This window comes from Pedobacter nutrimenti, from assembly GCF_032678445.1.
GTDB classification, from domain to species: Bacteria; Bacteroidota; Bacteroidia; order Sphingobacteriales; family Sphingobacteriaceae; genus Pedobacter; species Pedobacter nutrimenti_A.
Map to the genome: position 1 here is coordinate 203,326 of NZ_JAVTSQ010000005.1, position 18,781 is coordinate 222,106.

Consider the following 18,781-nt stretch of genomic DNA (forward strand, 5'->3'; position numbering starts at 1 on the left):
ATCCGCATATAATTATTAATGTTTTGTTTATTGTTTTCAGTTGTATTAATGAACTCGTAAACTCGGTTTGATTTTTAAAGGTTATGAAGCTATCATGGGCTACTAACAATTTATTTTTCACCAGTATTTATCTTTCTTTTTGGTGTTCAAGAGCTTACAAGTTCGGTTCATTTCGGTTTGTGTAGTGCTGCACGTGATGGTTTTATTATCTTTACGTTTACCCTTTTTAATATGACGCATAAAACAACCTTCCTTTTAGCCTTGTTGCTTACCGTTACGCTCTCTTGTAAAACCAAGAAAAAGCTGGTTCAGACACCTGCACAGCAAGTAGAAAATACCGCAAAAGATCCTGAGCTTGATAAGATCAAAAAAGATTTACCACAAGATCAAGTAGAACGCACAAATGCCGGTATTAAATTCACCTTCAGTTCTGAAATTTTATTTCCGACCAATTCCTCTTATCTCAGTGAAGATTCAAAGAAAAGGCTTGCTGATGTTGCAAAAGTGATCCAGGAAAAAAATAAAAGCAGAAAAATCCTTATTGAAGGACATTCCGATAAAACAGGTACTGCGGTATACAATCAGTGGCTATCAGAAAAACGTGCTGTTTCGGTAAAAACATACCTGGTCGGTCTTGGAATCAATGCCGAACGGATTAAAACAGCTGGACTTGGAGATACACAACCCATTGCCGACAACAAGACAAAAGAAGGCCGTTTAAAAAACCGCAGAGTAGAAATTACCTTGCTTAAAGGAATTTAATCTTTTTTGGGTTTTATAAACTCATCGGTAAAATGCGCTTTGCGCCTGGGCTGATTAAACTTTTCCGTATTGTAAATTTGTGAATTTCCTCTTGGAATAGACAAAGATTCCCATGCATTGGTACAAAGCATTTTTGCTAAGAAAACAATCTGGCCAATATGATATGGATAATGCGCCAGCTGCCTGTTAATGGCTTCTGTTACGGTATGCCCCATATTTCTGATATAGACAGTTTTGTCCAGGTCATCCGCTTTCAAAGGGCGAATTGCACTGAACAAACAATCCCAACCTTTTTGCCATTGCTCCAGAAGCTCCGTTTTATTAAAAGCCGGAGCTTCAAATTCTTCATCCCGGTTTCGCCAGGGCTTTTCACCGTCAGATGTCAGAAAATCAGTCCAGCGGGAAAGCATATTCCCACTCAGGTGTTTTACAATTAAGGCTATGCTATTGCTGTCTTCATTAAACTGCCAGAATAATTTATCTTCTGGCACTTGCGCAATGGCCTTATCCCCGATCAATTTGTAATATTCAAATTGTTTAATTACACTGTCTAAATAATCTGTCGCCATAGTTTAATATTTAAGAATAGAGCTCTTTTTGCAAATAAAAAAAGTACTCCACTGCTTTGACCAATCTGCTGCCATACCAGGAAAACATTTCTCCATCCACCAGCATCACCCTCGCCCCAGGTACCATCTCCCTCACCTCTTCCAGATGCTTTTCTTTAAAAGGATAGGGCTCAGAAGAAAGAAAAATAAGATCAGGTTCCAGCTCAGCCAGTTCACTTAGTCCAAATTCCGGGTAACGGGATATCTTCACCACATTCTGCAGCCCATTTCTCATTAAAATATCATTGATAAAGGTATTCTGGCCAGCAAACATATAAGGATCTTTCCAAATCAAATATGCAACTTTTTTATGAAGGTTGTTTTGCAAAGCCAGGACCTGCAGGTCCGTAAAACCAGCGTGAATCAAATGGTTCAAATAAGCCGCTTCCGGTTCCCTGTTCACCAGTTCTCCAATCTGCAAAATGGCATTCTTTGCACCCTCCAGATCATAAATATCACTCATCCACACTGGAAATTCCTCCATCAGTAATTCTATCTGACTTTGTTCATTCTCTTCTTTATTACCGATAATAAGGTCAGGTTTCAAGCTTCGGATCAACTCAATATTCAGCTTTTTAGTCCCTCCGATTTTGACTTTTTCTTTAAAGCGGTTCTCCGGATGAACACAAAACTTAGTCAAACCAATCACTTCATCACCCAATCCAAGGTCAAACAATAGTTCGGATTGAGAAGGCACAATAGAGACAATCTTTTTGGGAGGATACTCTATACTGATTTCTCTCCCCAACTGATCGGTAAAAGTTCTTTGCATACACAAAGATAGTTAACCAGCAGTACAAAACTATTACTCATATTTCAATGCATCTACCGGATTAGTCCTCGCAGCTTTATAGGTTTGCCAGCTTACGGTTAGAACAGCAATAAAAACGGTAATCAATGCTGTCAGCATAAAGATCCACCAGCTCAAGGGCGTTTGGACATCAAAATTCTGCAACCATTTTGCCATAATCATATAGGCCAATGGCAAGGAGATAAGGATAGAGATCAGTACCAATTTTACAAAATCTGAAGATAACATCGTCATCAATTCCTGCACAGATGCCCCCAGTACCTTTCGTATTCCAATTTCTTTGGTACGCTGTACCGCATTATAAGCCGAAAGCCCAAATAATCCCATACAAGAAATAAATATGGCTAAAAAACCAAACAAATTGGACAAACTGCTCAAAACGGACTCTTCTTTCAGTTTCGCAGCATTCAGGTTATCGATGAACCTAATATCTACCGGAAAGTCAGGATTGAGTTCTTTTAAAAGTGCAGCAATGATCTCTACACTTTCAGTCAGGCCCTTTTCAGGATTCAAATGCATAGTAATGGCATCGCTGATCCCGGTGGCATAAGCAATGACCATAGGTGCACCAAATTTACTCCGGTCTCCCCATACAAAATCTTCAAATACACCAACCACTGTCCTTTTTTGTCCTTGATAAAGTATGCTCGCCCCAAGCGGTTCTTTCAGGTTCATGACCTGAACCGCCTTTTTACTCAACAACAGGCCCAGGGTATCTGAAGCCATTTTACTGTTAAAATCTCTGCCAGACAACAGCCTGATGCCCATTGTCTTTGTAAAATCCGTTGTCGTGTAGATTTGGTCGAAATCAATTAGTTTATCTCCTGCAGACATGCCTTCCCATTCCAGACCACGAATACTGCTCTCCCGTTCTGTAATTCCATCTGAAGATTGCGTAACCGCTGTTACAGCCCCACTCGCCAGCAACCTGTTTTTCAATAAATCATACCGTTCATATAAGAGCCCCTCATGGGGAACTTCAATCAGGCCGTTTGACTGATAACCTAATGGTCTGTTTTTTATGAATTGAATTTGCTTATAGATCGTTAGGGTTACTACAATAAGTATAACGGCAAAACTAAACTGCAACACCACCAGAATTTGCCTCAAATTCAAGGCATAAATACCTGACGGCTGCACTTGCTTCTTTAAAGCTTGAACAGGATTAAAGTTTGCCAGGTAAAAGGCAGGATAGAAGCCCGCCATAAAAGCGGTTAACAATAACACGCCAGTCAAAATGAGCCAGCTCACAGGATCCAGATAATTAATCCGAATATTGATGTCCAGCAGATGATTAAACCAAGGCAAAAAGAGTTCCGCCAGCACGATGCTGATCACTATACTAATTACAATTAAAACGAATGATTCTAAAAGGAACTGGAAAACAAGCGAACGCTTTGATGCACCAACGCTTTTTTTAATTCCAACTTCTTTTGCTCTCTTTTGAGCATGTGCAGTATTCAGATTAATAAAATTGATACAGGCCAGAAGTAGAATACCTAGTGCAAGTGCCACAAAGATCCTCAGCTGTTGTATTTTTCCTCCACTGCTTTTTCCATTTACAAAATGACCATATAGGTGCAGTTTAGTCAGCGGGTATATAAAGACATCCTCTTTGGCAACAGGAAAATGCTGTTCAACAGTATGTTTTATTTTTAGATTCAATTGCTCTGCTACAGCACCCGGGTTTAATCTGAGAAGAGTGTTAAAACTATGATTTCCCCAATTGGGTTTTTCAGGCCATTGGTTTAAGGTTTCAAAAATCCTCCAGGGTACCAAGGCCTCGAAAGCATAAGTTACATTTTCCGGTAGGTCTTTAACCACGGCCGTTACTTTCAAATCCTTTTGATTCTCAAACTTCAAAGTCTTGTTCAAAACATCTGCAGTTCCAAATAAACGCCGGGCCGTACTTTCCGTAAGCACAATAGAGTTTGGTTGCGTTAATGCACTTTTTACATCCCCCCTAATGAACTGGTAGTTAAAAATATCAAGAAATGAAGGATCAGCATACCGGCTCTGTACCTTGATATTCTTTTGGCCATTTGCCAACAATCTTTTAAAGAGACTGGTCGTTCTCGCAATTTGAGCAATTTCCGGATACTCTTGCTTCAAAGTTTGGGCAAGTACATTCTGGGTCTGATCAATGGTCATTACTTTATGACCATTCAGGTCCTGCACATTGACCATCACCTGGTAAATACCTTTTGAATCTCTAAATTGCTTATCGAAGTTCCATTCATAAGAAACATACAAGATCAGGAGCAAGCAGGAAGCCAGACCAATAGAAAGGCCTGCAATATTGATGACAGAGGAAGACCTGTTCTTCCACAAACTCCTTAAAACAATCTTCAGATTTAACCTAAACATACATATACAATTGAGTTACCAGGTATTACTCATATTTCAATGCATCTACCGGATTTGCTTTTGCAGACTTATACGCCTGAAAACTAACAGTCAATAGTGCAATAAACAAAGTACCTATTGCAGCAATACCAATGATCCACCAGCTGATCGTGGTATGAAACTCAAATTTCATCAACCACTTTCCCATCAGATAATAGCCCAGAGGAATTGCAATAACAACAGAAATAAAGATCATCTTCATAAACGACAAAGAGAGCAATTGCATAAGATTCAGCATGGAAGCCCCCAGCACTTTACGAACGCCAAATTCCTTCGTTCTTTGCTCCGCGCTATAAGCTGCCAGGCCAAACAATCCCAGACAGGAAACAAAAATGGACAGCCCACCAAAAAGATTCGACAAAATTCCCAAGGTATTTTCCGCCTGTAATTTATTGGCATAAAGTTCATTCACCAGCTTTACTTCTACCGGATAAGCTGGATTAATATTTTTAGTAACGGTCTTTATCAGATCTATATTCTGACTTAAACCGTTTGCAGGATTCAAACGCATCGTAATCACACCATTCCAGTCTTTACTATAAGCCACCACCATAGGCCGGTCACTGTAAAACGGCGAACCCCAAATAAAATCTTTAAATACTCCAATAACAGTAGCATTCTGTCCATGATATTTTACATTTGTTCCCAGCGGATCCTTTAAATTCATGATTTTCACAGCAGAACTGCTCAGCAAAACCCCTGCCGTATCCGAAGCATGATTTCTGGAAAAATCACGACCCTGAATTAACTTTATTCCGTTGGTTTGAATAAAATTATATGTCGTAGCAATTTGATTAAAGACAATTTGTTTGTCTTGATCGGCCATACCAGGCCATTCAAAATTCCAGAAATTAGATCCCTCATTAGAGATACTCATGGAAGACTGGCACATAGAAGTTACTGCACCTGATTTCACCAAATTTGTTCTTAACAATTCATATTTACCTTGTAAAAGGCCATCCTGAGGCATTTCAACCAGCAAATTCGTATCATAGCCCAGGGGACGGTTCTTGATAAAAGAAAGCTGCCTATAAATCACAAGAGTAGCAATAATCAGCAACAGGGCAAAACAAAACTGCCCTACCACCAACACTTGCCGCAAACTCATTGGAACAGCCTTTGCCCTGGTCGCTTTCTTCTTCAGGGTCTGAATAGGATCAAATGAAGATAAATAAAGAGCAGGATAACTCCCGGACAACATCCCCGTAACAAGTACAATAAGCAAAATCCATAGCCAGTAGCCCCCAGCAAGTCCGGAAACACTTAATTGGATATGCAGCAGGTTATTAAACGTCGGAAGCAACAATTCTACCATCGCAATGGCAGCTACTACACCAATCAATGTAAGCAGCATGGCTTCTAAAAAGAATTGAGCAATCAATGAAGCCCTGCCAGCTCCTATTGTCTTTTTAATCCCCACTTCTTTCGCTCTTTTTTCTGATTTGGCAGTAGCCATATTCATAAAATTGACGCAAGCGATCAATAAAATACCCAAGGCCAATCCCGCAAAAAGATAAATACGCTCTACATCTCCTCCTCTCCCTTTTCCATTTTCAAATTTTCCGTACAGATGTTTTTCTGACAGCGCATATAAGAAAGATTCCGCATGGGTATCTTTTTGATGCAATTCCATCATCCCTTTCATCTTTAAATTGACAAGATTCAGATCTGCATTCTTGTCTAATTTAACCAATGTCTGCCAATTAAAATTCGTCCAGCTCGGATCCTTCACCCAATCAAACAATGTTTCATAAAATGACCAGGGCATTAAAAAATCAAACCTATTAGAAGTATTGGAAGGAAGATCTTTGATCACACCGCTCACCTTCAAATCCTTCTTGTCGTCATAACGAACAGACTGGTTAAGGGCATCACCATTTGGAAACAGAAGTTTAGCCATTCTTTCTGTAAGGACAACCGATCCTGGATCATTCAAGGCAGTACCCGGATTACCGGCAATAAACTCATAATTATAGATCTTCAAAAGATCAGGATCTGCAAACTTGGCTTCTTTTTTAAAACTGCTCGGTCCATTTGCAATCAATGACTGCCCACCATACCCCAACCTGCTTATGGCCTCTACCCCTGGGATTTCCTCTTTGATTGCCCCGGCAATGACATTGCCAGTCACATCTCCGGTACTGGTGATCTTTCCGTTAGCATCTTTAAAATTGGTCATCACCTGGTAAACCTGTCCCGCTTCTTTAAAGTGTTTATCAAAGTTCCACTCATAAGAAACATACAACAGCAACATCAAGCAGGAAGCCAGGCCGATTGCCAAACCGATAACATTGATGAAAGAAGCTGTTTTATTTCTCCAGAGATTCCGGAAGGCTATTTTTAGGTTAAGTTTAAACATACCTTGAAATTAATCCATATTGATCCTATACCGTTGTTGCCACGTCTTCCTTGATCACCCCATCCAGCAAATGCAAGATGCGAGACCCATAAGCGGCATTGATTTCAGAGTGCGTCACCTGTACAATTGTAATCCCCTCTTCCTCATTCAATTTTTTAAATAAGTCCATAATCTGCAAGGCCTGAGCAGATTGTAAATTCCCTGTAGGCTCATCTGCCAAAATAATAGAAGGTTGAGCCACCAGGGCCCGTGCAATGCCAACCAGCTGCTGCTGGCCTCCAGACAATTGATTTGGAAAAAGATCTTTTTTTGCTACCATATTAAAACGATCCAGTACATCGGCTACCCTGCTCTTACGCTCTGAACCACCTATCTTCTTATAGAGCAGGGGTGCTTCAATATTTTCAGCCACGGTCATTTCATCAATCAGGTGATAGGCCTGGAATACAAAGCCAATATGGTTTCTATACAATTCAATCCGCTTGCGTTCATTTAAAGAAGTAATATTTTCTCCCATAAACTCATAATCTCCATAAGTAGAATCTTCCAGCATCCCCAGAATATTCAGTAAAGTAGACTTTCCTGCTCCTGAGGGCCCCATGATACTGACAAACTCGCCTTCCTTAATTGAAGTGGTTACATGTCGGAGTATATAGCTCTTTACCCCTTTGTTTGCGTAATACTTTTCTATATTCTTTAATTCTATCATTTTCCGTGTCATTAATTACTTATCTTGTTTACCAACGATGTGCCAAGAGCAAAAAGAGGCCTGTATTCAAAAATAAGACTATTTTATCGAATAAGGCTGTTCATTATCGGACATCAAAGCGTTCAGTCCTGAACAGCTCTAACCAGTATTAGAAAAACACATCCATTTCTACTGAAGCATAATACCTTGGCCGTTGTTTTAAGGAAAATACCGGTCCATACCGAACTTTAAGTGGCAAAAGGTACATGGCAGGGATTCTTAGCCAGGATGGCATGTTATAATAGTTGATATTGAATAAAGATCCCAGATGAATTCCAAGGGAAGGCGCAAAAATTACATCTGTACTTCCCTGTTCAAAACGTAATCCGGTTTCCAGGTAACTGTACAAGCCTAGAAAACGCTTGTTGTTAAACCAGTAATCAAAATTACTTCTCCATCCCCCACTGATTTGGGAGCTCAATTCATGATTACCCTCACGATTTTTTGTGAGCTGGTAAGAAAGCGTATAACCATGCCAGTAATCCAGCATTCCCTTTTTATCTCCATTGGCGTTGTATTCATATCTTTTACTAAAATTAACCGCATTTAGTCTGAGTTCAAAGCCCGTTACCGGTCTCGATATTTCCGTAATACCACTGAACACAAAAGAATTACCTACCCGGCTCCGGATAAAATTACGATAATACAGCAATTGATTGGCTTCCTGCATCTGATGCGTTAACACGACATTTTTTACCATCAGGCCCCGCAGCTCTGAATGATAGGGAATAGGAACCAGGCTCAATGAAGAAATGTGCTCAATCAAATATAAAGCTTGACTATCTTTCAGATCAGGTATCCTATCCAAAAACCCTCCTTTATTCTCCAAAATAAAAGAAGTATTAAAAGCATCCATCAAATCCTGTAAAGAAGCCTGAACTGCAGTGATAATACGTTCGCCATCCGGGCTTTTTTCTTCAAACTGACCATCTCCATAAGCTTTCCAGATCTCCCCTTTTCTGTTGACTACCCTTGTACCATGTTCAGAATAAAAATCATGAAGCGCTTTATTATTGGTAAACGACGCCAATACAGTCCTGTTTACCACCAGATGCCCCGACGAAAAGGAATCTTCCAGAAAATGATCCGCAAACCCATTTAAGAACAAAGCAGCCTGTAACAAGTCCGAAGCTCCATTTTGGTCACCAAGCCTGGCCATTTTACCGCTTTGTTCTGCCGTATTGATCGCAATCAAATGTAAACTTACATACATCTTTATGGCATTTGTAGAAGAAAGGCTCCTAACCAGCGCTGATAAATAGGCCCTGTCACATGCCTGTCTGATCTTTTCTTTATCAAAGCCTTTCAACTGATCTGTAAATGATTTCCCATAGGCATAAAAGTGCGACAAATTCACCGCAGCAGTTAAAGCATAATTAAGGTCTATACCAACCAGGGCAGCATCTGGCGCAGCCTTTAATCCTTTATCTATATATTCCTGATGCAGCGCTATAATTTTTTGAAGAACAGAGCCAGGGTCCTTCAATTGTGCTTCAAGAAGCACAGGATCACTTTGATGATCACCCGCTAAGCCATTGAGCATTCCATAACTTGTAGGGTAAATTGTTGAAGCAGATAACCGCGGAAAAACATACATAGATGACTGACTCAAAACGAGTTTATCCATATATCCTAATAATGTAGCAGACCCCTCATTGGCTTTCAAATTTTTGATGATCCGCATAAAGGCCTGATCACCGATAATCTTATGTTCACCGTAAACAAATCCAAAAGCCAGATTACAGGACAGAACACCTAATAAACTGAATACACAAACCTTCAGCCACCTAACTACATATTCAGGCTTCACCATCACCAGGATCTCCAGGCATAGGCAGATGGTCAATACAAACACCGAGAAAAGAAAATAGCACGCAGGTTTAAATTTAATTTGCATAGATTGTAGAACTTATTTCTAAGTTAAGTTCTGTTGCAAATTTCAGTCTGGAGTTTAGACAAAAGCCATTTAATTTTAGACCAAAAAGGAATTTATCTTTTATCCTTCACAAAAGTTTCAAAGAAAAAATTACGGTAATTGTTACCAATAGGAATTTCCTGCTCTCCAATATAGATATTATTGTTATCAAAAACTTTAATATAGGTTGTATTTACAATATAAGATTTACTGACTCTTATGAACAGTTCCGGTGGAAGTTTCTGATGAATTGCTTTAAGATTCATTGCAGTCATCAGTTTTTGATCTGAAAGATGAAGAATAACATAATCTTTAAGCCCCTCTATAAAAAGAAGATTCTTAAAATCTACCTTAACAAATTGCCGGTCAGCCCGAACAAATAGAAAGGCCTGAGAACCAAATTCAATAGAAGTATCATTCTTTTCCTGCAACAGTAAATTAAAATAACTTAAAGCTTTCGAAATGGCTTTTTGAAACCTTTCCGGATGGATCGGTTTAACCAGGTAATCTATGGCATCTACCTCATAACTTTCCAATGCATATTCCACATGAGCAGTGATAAAAATAACCATCGTTGTTTTCCCTAGCGATCGGGCAAAGTCTATTCCATTTATCCCCGGCATCCGGATATCCAGAAACACCAGATCTACCGGGTTCAACAGCAAATAAGATCCCGCCGCGGCGGCATTATTAAAACAACCGGCCAGTTTCATTTCCGGGTAGGCCCGTAGCAGTAGTTGTATCCCTTCTCTGGCCAAAGGCTCATCATCAACAATTACACACTTCATAAATTTAAAGTTAAACAAACATGGTAACGATCTGCATAATCCGCAATCATCAAATGATGTCTACCTGGATAAAGCAACTCCAAACGCCGTTTAACATTTGGCAAACCTAATCCCCCCGATACCCCTTCTTCCATCCGTCCCAATGGTTTAGGGTTCATACATTCAAAAATCAACACCCCCTTGGAAAGCCTGAACCTCAGATGAACATAAGCCCCATTTACAGATTGGATATTGTGTTTTATCGCATTTTCAACAAAAGGGATAAATAACAGAGGTGCCAGAAGAACCTGCTCATCTGTTCCCTCTTGCCGCACCTCAAACTCAAAATAATCTCTGCGCGTCTTTTCTAAAGACAAAAAATGAACCAGGAATAAAATCTCTGCACTCAGCAATACCTCTTGTCTGCTGCTGTCGTATAACTGATATCTCAACAAATCGGATAACTTCACCAAAATCTGACTCGCTTTTTCCGGATCGGTTTGTATCAATACCTGACTATTGTTCAGCATATTGAACAAAAAGTGTGGATTGACCTGACTCTTTAATAGATCCAGTTCAGTATGCATGCGGATATTCTCTAATTGCATGATCCGGTAATTGTCCCGTATCCAGCGTTGAAAGAGTTTCAGAGCAGTAGTAGCCGCACATAAAACACCCAGCATAATGGTGATCGCCATAAAGTCTCCCCAGAAATTATCGTCCGTGGGTATGGGCTCATCCGGCTTAATCCTTAATGTAGGAAGCCAGGTTTTCAGGAAGGTAAAAAAAGCAAAAGAAAGGAGGATAATCGTAAAAACCCATACAGCATACCATACATACCGTCCTTTAAATAAAAATACAGGAACAAGGATATATATGTTAATAGAAATCAATACAACCGCAATCAGAAAACCACCCATTTTGAGCAGCATAAAGGTCTGATCAGAAAACTCGTGCTTCGTATTTTCACCCATGAGTAAAAACGTCAGAAAGCCGAAGAGAAGGATACGTCTGTAAACTTTAAACTTTGAATCAACAACAAAACGCAGGAATGGTTCCTTTTCAGAAATTACAGGCATGGAGTCCAGAGGTATATTCATTATTTCTCAGCGCTATACCTAAAGATAAGTACCCGCAAGCCTACCGAACTATAATTTAGACCAACTGCCATAAAAATTAGACAAATACCCCAAGTCGGACAAGTATCTCATCCCCGGATTCATTCATATTTCAATGCATCAACAGGGTTCGTCCTGGCAGCTTTATAAGAACGTAAGCTCACCGTAATCAATGTAATGCCCATTGAAATCAGCATTGCGATAGCAAAAGGCCAGATACTTAGGTCGATTCTATAGGTATAACCCGAGAGCCACCTGCTGATCAAAACATAAGCCAGCGGCCATGCCACCAGGTTTGCAATAAAAACCATAAGCAGGAAGGATCCATTCAGCATTTTAATCAGCTCCAGCGTCGTAGCACCTAATACTTTTCTGATCGCTACCTCCCGGGTTCTTTGTGAAGCAATGAAAGAGATCAAGCCAAACAAACCAATGAATGAAATAAAAATGATGACCACCGCAAATACCCTAAACAATATTCCCATTACCTGTTCACTCTTATAATAATTCCCGATCACATCATCCATAAATGTATAACCATAAACATCTTCAGGAAATGTTGCATTCCAGATTTTCTCTATTGCCGGCATAGCAGTCATCATATTCTTGGTTTCCAATTTAACAGCAATCATGCTGACATGCTTTTTGGAAGAAAAAATAGCAATAGGCGAAATGGCTTCTTTCAGTGTCAGATTGTTAAAATCTTTCGTTACGCCAACAATTGGAGACCTGGCCCTGCCCCCTATTTTTATCATTTTTCCCAGAGCGTCTTCGGGATTAGCCAGGTTCATTTTTTTAAGCAAGGTTTCATTGATCACATATTCTGCTATCGTATCATTTTTAGATAAGCCCCTGCCTGCAATAAGTTTCAGGTCAAATGTTTTAAAATAATCCTGGTCTGCAGGCTTCGTATTCACCTGAAAATCTTCATCCTTATCATTCCGGTAGGTAATACTGGTAAAGTTGTTGTCGTCTGAAGATGGAGAAGTCATGCAAAAACTGGCATTCAATACACCAGGCAGCTTTATGATCTTTTCTTTAAGGCCATCGAACTTCTGCAAACTCAAACTATCAGCAGGAACATCGATCAGTGCAACAGACTTGGAATTAAAACCAAGTGGCTTTTCCCGCATGTATTTCATTTGCGCCAGAACCACCAGAGTTCCGATGACAAGGATGATGGTAATCGAAAACTGGACCACCACAAGCGCTTTACGAAGCCCTAATCCGCCTGAATTGGCCGAACTTATTTTATTTTTAATGGCCAATACAGGACTAAAGCCAGACATCACCATGGCCGGATAAAACCCAGCCAGAAAGCCCACCAATACCACAAGACCTGCGAGGAAAACAAAGACAACAGGATGCTCGAGAAGGCTAAAAGAAATACGCTCCTTAAACAAAGAAGCCATCCCCGGCAGAGCAAGTTCTGTAAGTGCACAAGCTAAAACCAGTGCGATAAGAGTTATAGTGAATGTTTCTGTTAAGAACTGCGTAATGAGCTGCCGCCTTAAACTACCCATTACCTTACGCACCCCTACCTCTTTAGACCTGCTGATGGCCTGTGCTGTTTCCAGATTGATGAAATTGATGCAGGCCGTAATCAGTAAAAATAAACCAATAACTATCAGGCCCAGAATCTGGCTCTTCGGCATCAGCTTACCCGCAAAATTTCCATAATGACCATCGTAGTGAATTTCAGACAGCGGCTGAAAGAAATGTTGTGTCCTTGTCCGGTCTTCTTCATCATAATATTTTTCTATAAATTTTCTCATCCCTGCCTTAAGATCTGCAGGATGTATGCCCTCCTTTAACAGAACATAACATTCAGTTCCCGAAGAAACATTTCCCCAGTTTTTATCATCATGCTTGTTATAAGTCAGATAAGAAACTGCAATTTTTACCGGATTGCTGGTATTCTCCAGAATATTTTCAAAAACCCCGGTTACTTTCAGATCCTTTTTATTCTGATAATTAATGGTCTGCCCTACAGCTTTACGCCAGTCACCAAAATATTTGGTGGCCATTTCTTCAGACAATGCCACCGTATTTGGAGAGGACAATGCCTCCTGCGGATTCCCTTGAAGCCATTTATAATCAAATATTTTAAAGAATTGTGGTTCCACATAAAACAACGTAACTGCTTCTTTAATCTTTTCGCGACCCGAATCATCTTTAACCCGGACAATTCCTCCACCTCTCTGCAACGGAGCTACCTGCTCCATTTGAGCAAAATCATTACGTAATGCCGGCATCAATGGTATAGGTACGCCTCTCTGGTATTCTTCTCCATCAGCGTATTTCCAATAAGAAACCACCCTGAAAATACGGTCTTTATACTTAAATTGCTGATCAAAACTCATCTGATACCTTATAAAAATAAAGATCAGAATACAACTGGCCATCCCAATAGATAAGCCTGCAATATTAATCAGAGTATATCCTTTATATTTCCACAGATTACGCAATGCAATCTTTAAATTCAATTTAAACATATAAATCAGTTTTAAGGATTATTCATATTTCAATGCATCAACCGGACTCATTTTAACAACTTTTCCAGCTTGTATAGTAACGGTCAATAAGGTCAGCGTGAAAGATATAATTCCAGCAATCAGGAATGGTAAAAAAGGCATATCTATTCGATAAGCAAACATGTTCAGCCACTGATGGGCCAGCAGATACACTAGTGGCCACGCGATCAGATTAGCGATCAATACAATCCAGATGAAAAAAACATTCAGTAACTTAAACATTTGCAAATCAGTAGCACCAAGTATCTTTCTTATCGATATTTCTTTAATCCTGTTGTTCGTTGTAAAAGCAGAAAAAGCAAATAAGCCCAGCACCGCAATGAAAATGGTCAATATGGCCGCAAAGAAAAACACAGATTGCAACTGTTCCTGTTTTTTAAATAACCGGCCATATAATTCGTCCAGGAATTCATACCTAAAATCTTCCCCATCAAGTTTATTAATATCTAACCACTGAGATTTTAATGCAGCAAGAACAGAAGCCATTCTATTTTGATCTATATTAACCATGATCTTTACTTTTCTGTTATTACATGGATTCTTTATCGCATATATAGTTGGTTCAACAGCCTTTTCAAATCCCTGCGCCTTAAGATCCTTAATGACACCAACAATCTTATAATCCATATCGCAACCGCGAATTGTTTTGCCAACCGGACTGGCAAGCCCATATCTGGCCGCTGCAGTTTCATTGAGGATTGCAGAATTAATACTATCTGCATTAAAATCACGAGAGAAAAAACGCCCCTCTTTAAGTTTGATATTAAGCGTTTCAAAATAATCAAAATCAACATCCAGGAAATCAATAGATAACTCTCTGTTGTTCAACTTATACCTACTGTTTCCTGGCTTAGATCCATCAGGGATATCAGATGCTACGGTTACAGCATTAACTCCAGGTATTTTTAGAATCTTGTTTCTAGCCAGATCAAAATCTGCTGGTTTATTATAGTACTGCGTATTTTTAACATAGACCACCTGATTTGTTTTGAAGCCCGTATCCTCAGCACGCATATACTTCAACTGATCATTTACAATTAATAATCCCACAATAAAAATGATTGCAATACTGAACTGTCCAGCCAATAGCGTGTTCCTTAACCAAAATGTTTTATAACTGGTCTGCAGATCCCCTTTAAGTACAGAAGCAGGCCTATACCCGGAAAGTACAAATGCAGGGTAAATACCCGATATAATTGTAACGACTACTAAAATCAACGGCAATTGCCACAAAAGAACGGTACCACTTTTCAAAAGTGTTAATGGAATCTGAAACAAATTGTTAAAAACAGGTAGTAGTACTTCAGCCAAAATAACACCCAGTATCATCGCCAATAGGCATTGCATGAAGATCTCCGTCAGGAACTGAAAGATAAGATCAAACCGGTAAGCACCCATCACTTTTTTCAGACCAACTTCCTTTGCTCTTTTATTGGCCTGTGCAATCGTTAAATTGGTAAAATTAATGCATGCAATCGCCATGATCAAGATGCTCAGCCAGAAAAGTGCAATCACAATACTGTAATTGGTATCCGTACCAGCCATGGGTTTTAAATGCAGGTTCTTTAAAGGGTCAAGAAAGATAATCGTCCGTCCGGCTATTCTTGGATCTGCGGTAGAAACACCAGATTTGATCAATTCTTTTTTATACAACAGATCTATTTTTTGTTGAAGGGCAGTAATATCTGTCCCTTTTCTGACCTGTATATAAGTCTGAAAATTATTAGTACCGTAATCCTGATCACCAAAGCTAATGTCCCTCCCTAAAGCGAGGAAGTCAAATTTAAGATTTGAGTGCTCATCTGACCTATTGATTATCCCCTTGATTTCCCCAGTCTGCCCGGCTTTTTTAGGCCCAATGCGAACCAACTTAGGAAAACTGACCTTTTCATTTGGGAACAATTCCTTTAGAAACAGATCGGGTAAATACGCTTCGAGCAGCATGCTTTTCGTCTCTATTAGCCTCTTATCCGGCCGGATCTCAAACATCTTAGCCGTTTCTAAGTCCAATTGTAATGCCTTATTCGAATAAACCCTTCCCCGCTCGGTAACCACAGGAAACTCAAACCAGGTATTTCTTGCCCTTCCGGCTGCTTCAACTTCCCCTAAATTATCTTTGATCAGTTTAGAAAGTGGCGCTGGTGTATAATCTGTTTTAGAATCCGGCAAACTTCTTCCAACCAAATAGATCCGATCATAATTCGGCAGATTTTTATCATAGCTCGTCTCGTAAGTCACATATAAAACCACGACGATAAAAGCCGCCAGCGCAATAGCAAGACCTCCAATATTTATGGTTGTATAAACCCTGTTTTTCCACAGATTCCGCAAAGCGATTTTAAGGTTCAGTCTAAACATATGATGTTCATTTAAGATTAGTTATTCATATTTCAAGGCATCAACTGGATTGGCTTTCGCAACCTTAACAGACTGTACACTCACCGTTAAAACAGCAATAAGAAAGGAAAGTACAACAGCACCGGCAAAAGGCAAAACAGAAATTGCAACTCTAAAACTGTAGGCAGATAACCAACGGTTGATCAGAATATAAGCAAGCGGAAAAGCGATCAGATTTGCCAGAGTAACCAATTTAATAAAATCTTTATTCAGCAGGGTCAGGATATTCGCCGTACTTGCACCTAAAACTTTACGGATGCTGATCTCTTTTTCTCTTTGCTCAGCTGTAAATAAAGCAAGCCCCAGCAGTCCCAGACAAGAGATAAAGATCGCAAAGCCCCCGAACCAATTGGACAGATACCCTAAAACCTTTTCTTCCTGAAGTTTATTATCAAAGTCATCTGCAACATATTTACTGTCCACAGGAAATTTAGGGTTTAACTTCTTAACAATTTCATCAATCTTAGCCATAGAAGAGTTGACATTCTGCCCTGGATTTAACCTGGCGATCATATGACTGTAACTGGATTTTGGATGATAAAGGACCAATGGACCAACATTTTGATAAGGAGATTCCATCACAAAATCTTTAACAACACCAACGATTGTAATAGGTGTACCTCCCCAGTCGATTACCGTTCCCACAGGATTTTTTAGTCCCATGATTTTTACAGCCGTCTCATTAACCATCACATTTACCGTATCCGTAAATTGAGGAGAGAACTCTCTGCCCGCGATAAGCTCAGTCCCCAGGGTTTCTGTAAAATCATCTCCAGCACCGCGATAATTAATCAAAGTTAATGCTTTGGGGTCTTTACCCGGCCAGCTGAAATCATACGTGGTATTTCCGCCCTGATTTAAACTTTGACTAAAATAAGTTACCGAACTCACTGCGCCAGATTTTAGGAGCTGTTCTTTAGCAAGATTCATTTTACCCTTGTCCACAAGACTTCCCTGCAAGGGTATTTCAAGAAGTCCATTTCTATTGTAACCAATAGGCCTGTTCTTAATGAAGGTCAACTGTTGATAAATTACCCCTGTACATATAATTAAGCAGGCAGCAAACACAAACTGAAATACAACCAGTACCTTCCTGATCGGAAGCGATGCTCCCCCGGCTCCTCTAAAACCTTTCAGTACCTTAACAGGCTCAAAAGAAGACAGGTAAAATGCAGGATAACTGCCCGCAATAAAACCGGTCAGTAAAGTTAAACCGATCAGAACCGACCAGAATGCCCAGCTGTCATAACTGATCCTAAGCTGAAGGTCCAGCAATCCATTAAAATAAGGCAATGCCAGTTCCAGTAAAATAAATGCGATAACCATAGCCATGCAGGAAAGCAATACAGATTCCAGTATAAACTGACCAATTAATCCTTTTCTGGACGAGCCAATGGCTTTACGCACCCCCACTTCCCTTGCCCTTCTTTCCGATCTCGCAGTAGAAAGGTTCATAAAATTCACACAGCCAATCAGCAGAATAGAGAAAGCCAGAACAAGGAATATTTTAAGCTGATCTATTTTCCCACCTGCAGGTTTTCCGTTTTCAAAATGATCGTACAAATGCCACTTAGACAAGGGCTGTAATAAACCTTCGTTTTCAGAACCTTGCCAGTTATGTTTATAAATATCCTGTATAAAACTTCTTGCAGATTCCTCATAACGATTGTTTTTCAGCTGCAACAGGGTCAAACAATAGTTATTTCCCCAGGTCGATGCTTTTACCCAAGGGTTAAGCTTTTCATTCAGAGACCAGGGCATCAGAAAATCAAACTGAAGGGTAGAATTCTTCGGCACATTCTCCACAACACCTTCCACGCTCAAAGGCTCTGCATTTTTGAATTTCACGATCTTACCGATAGGATCAGCAAGTCCAAATAGCTTTTTTGCAAGCGATTCTGTCAATACTACAGAATTCACATTAAGGAGCAGTTTCTCCCGGTTCCCTTTGATCAACTTATAATCCAGTATCTTAAGAAATGACGGATCTGCAAAGACACCAGACTGCTTAAAATTCTCCTCCCGGTAACTGATCAGTTCATTGGCCGGATAAGTAGCATGACTTGCATAAGCAGCACCGGGTAATTTCTTTTCAATCTCCGTCTTCATAACACTGGGTGTAAAACCATAGCTAATCGTTTTGCCACCACTTTTAGAATTCAGATAAACAACATAGGTCTTTTCATAATCCTTAAATTGTTTGTCATAGTCCCATTCATAAGCCACATACAACAGCAACAACATGCAACTGGCCAGCCCAATAGCCAAACCTCCAATATTAATAAGCGTATATCCTTTATGTCTCCATAAGCTACGCAATGCTATTCTAAGGTTCAGTTTAAACATATCTTTTGAA

Annotated in this window: 12 protein-coding genes; 1 reads left to right on the plus strand and 11 read right to left on the minus strand. The window is 39.8% G+C overall.

Annotated elements, in window-relative coordinates:
- The first annotated feature begins 231 nt into the window (after nucleotides 1-231).
- The gene (locus tag R2S08_RS10525) at nucleotides 232-762 is read left to right on the plus strand and encodes an OmpA family protein (protein ID WP_316835140.1); all 531 of its coding nucleotides are present in this window, start codon (nucleotides 232-234) and stop codon (nucleotides 760-762) included.
- Here R2S08_RS10525 and R2S08_RS10530 read toward each other — a convergent pair.
- The 11 genes from R2S08_RS10530 to R2S08_RS10580 all read right to left on the minus strand — a co-directional run bounded on the left by R2S08_RS10530 (nucleotide 759) and on the right by R2S08_RS10580 (nucleotide 18,771).
- Nucleotides 759-1,331 (minus strand): DUF1572 domain-containing protein, encoded by a 573-nt coding sequence (locus R2S08_RS10530; RefSeq protein WP_316835141.1) that lies wholly within the window; start codon nucleotides 1,329-1,331, stop codon nucleotides 759-761. The two genes, R2S08_RS10525 and R2S08_RS10530, sit on opposite strands and share 4 nt — an antisense overlap.
- A 10-nt stretch (nucleotides 1,332-1,341) precedes the next feature.
- Nucleotides 1,342-2,142 (minus strand): helical backbone metal receptor, encoded by an 801-nt coding sequence (locus R2S08_RS10535; RefSeq protein ID WP_316835142.1) that lies wholly within the window; start codon nucleotides 2,140-2,142, stop codon nucleotides 1,342-1,344.
- Between the two features lie 33 nt (nucleotides 2,143-2,175).
- Nucleotides 2,176-4,548 (minus strand): ABC transporter permease, encoded by a 2,373-nt coding sequence (locus tag R2S08_RS10540; protein ID WP_316835143.1) that lies wholly within the window; start codon nucleotides 4,546-4,548, stop codon nucleotides 2,176-2,178.
- A gap of 25 nt (nucleotides 4,549-4,573) precedes the next feature.
- Nucleotides 4,574-6,946, minus strand: a complete 2,373-nt coding sequence (locus R2S08_RS10545; protein WP_316835144.1) for an ABC transporter permease — start codon at nucleotides 6,944-6,946, stop codon at nucleotides 4,574-4,576.
- A gap of 25 nt (nucleotides 6,947-6,971) precedes the next feature.
- Nucleotides 6,972-7,655 (minus strand): ABC transporter ATP-binding protein, encoded by a 684-nt coding sequence (locus tag R2S08_RS10550; RefSeq protein ID WP_316835145.1) that lies wholly within the window; start codon nucleotides 7,653-7,655, stop codon nucleotides 6,972-6,974.
- Between the two features lie 148 nt (nucleotides 7,656-7,803).
- On the minus strand, nucleotides 7,804-9,591 hold the full coding sequence (locus R2S08_RS10555; protein ID WP_316835146.1) for a hypothetical protein: 1,788 nt from the start codon (nucleotides 9,589-9,591) through the stop codon (nucleotides 7,804-7,806).
- 92 nt (nucleotides 9,592-9,683) lie between these two features.
- Nucleotides 9,684-10,397 (minus strand): LytTR family DNA-binding domain-containing protein, encoded by a 714-nt coding sequence (locus tag R2S08_RS10560; protein WP_316835147.1) that lies wholly within the window; start codon nucleotides 10,395-10,397, stop codon nucleotides 9,684-9,686.
- A complete protein-coding gene (locus R2S08_RS10565) occupies nucleotides 10,394-11,455 on the minus strand; it encodes a sensor histidine kinase (RefSeq protein WP_316835148.1) in 1,062 nt (353 codons plus the stop codon). Before R2S08_RS10565 ends, R2S08_RS10560 begins: the two co-directional genes overlap by 4 nt.
- 140 nt (nucleotides 11,456-11,595) lie before the next feature.
- Entirely contained in the window at nucleotides 11,596-13,989 is a 2,394-nt protein-coding gene (locus tag R2S08_RS10570) for an ABC transporter permease (protein ID WP_316835149.1), read from the minus strand.
- 18 nt (nucleotides 13,990-14,007) lie between these two features.
- Nucleotides 14,008-16,386: an ABC transporter permease gene (locus R2S08_RS10575; RefSeq protein WP_316835150.1), complete on the minus strand. Its 2,379-nt coding sequence runs from the start codon at nucleotides 16,384-16,386 to the stop codon at nucleotides 14,008-14,010.
- Between the two features lie 21 nt (nucleotides 16,387-16,407).
- On the minus strand, nucleotides 16,408-18,771 hold the full coding sequence (locus R2S08_RS10580; RefSeq protein ID WP_316835151.1) for an ABC transporter permease: 2,364 nt from the start codon (nucleotides 18,769-18,771) through the stop codon (nucleotides 16,408-16,410).
- Between the last annotated feature and the right edge of the window lie 10 nt (nucleotides 18,772-18,781).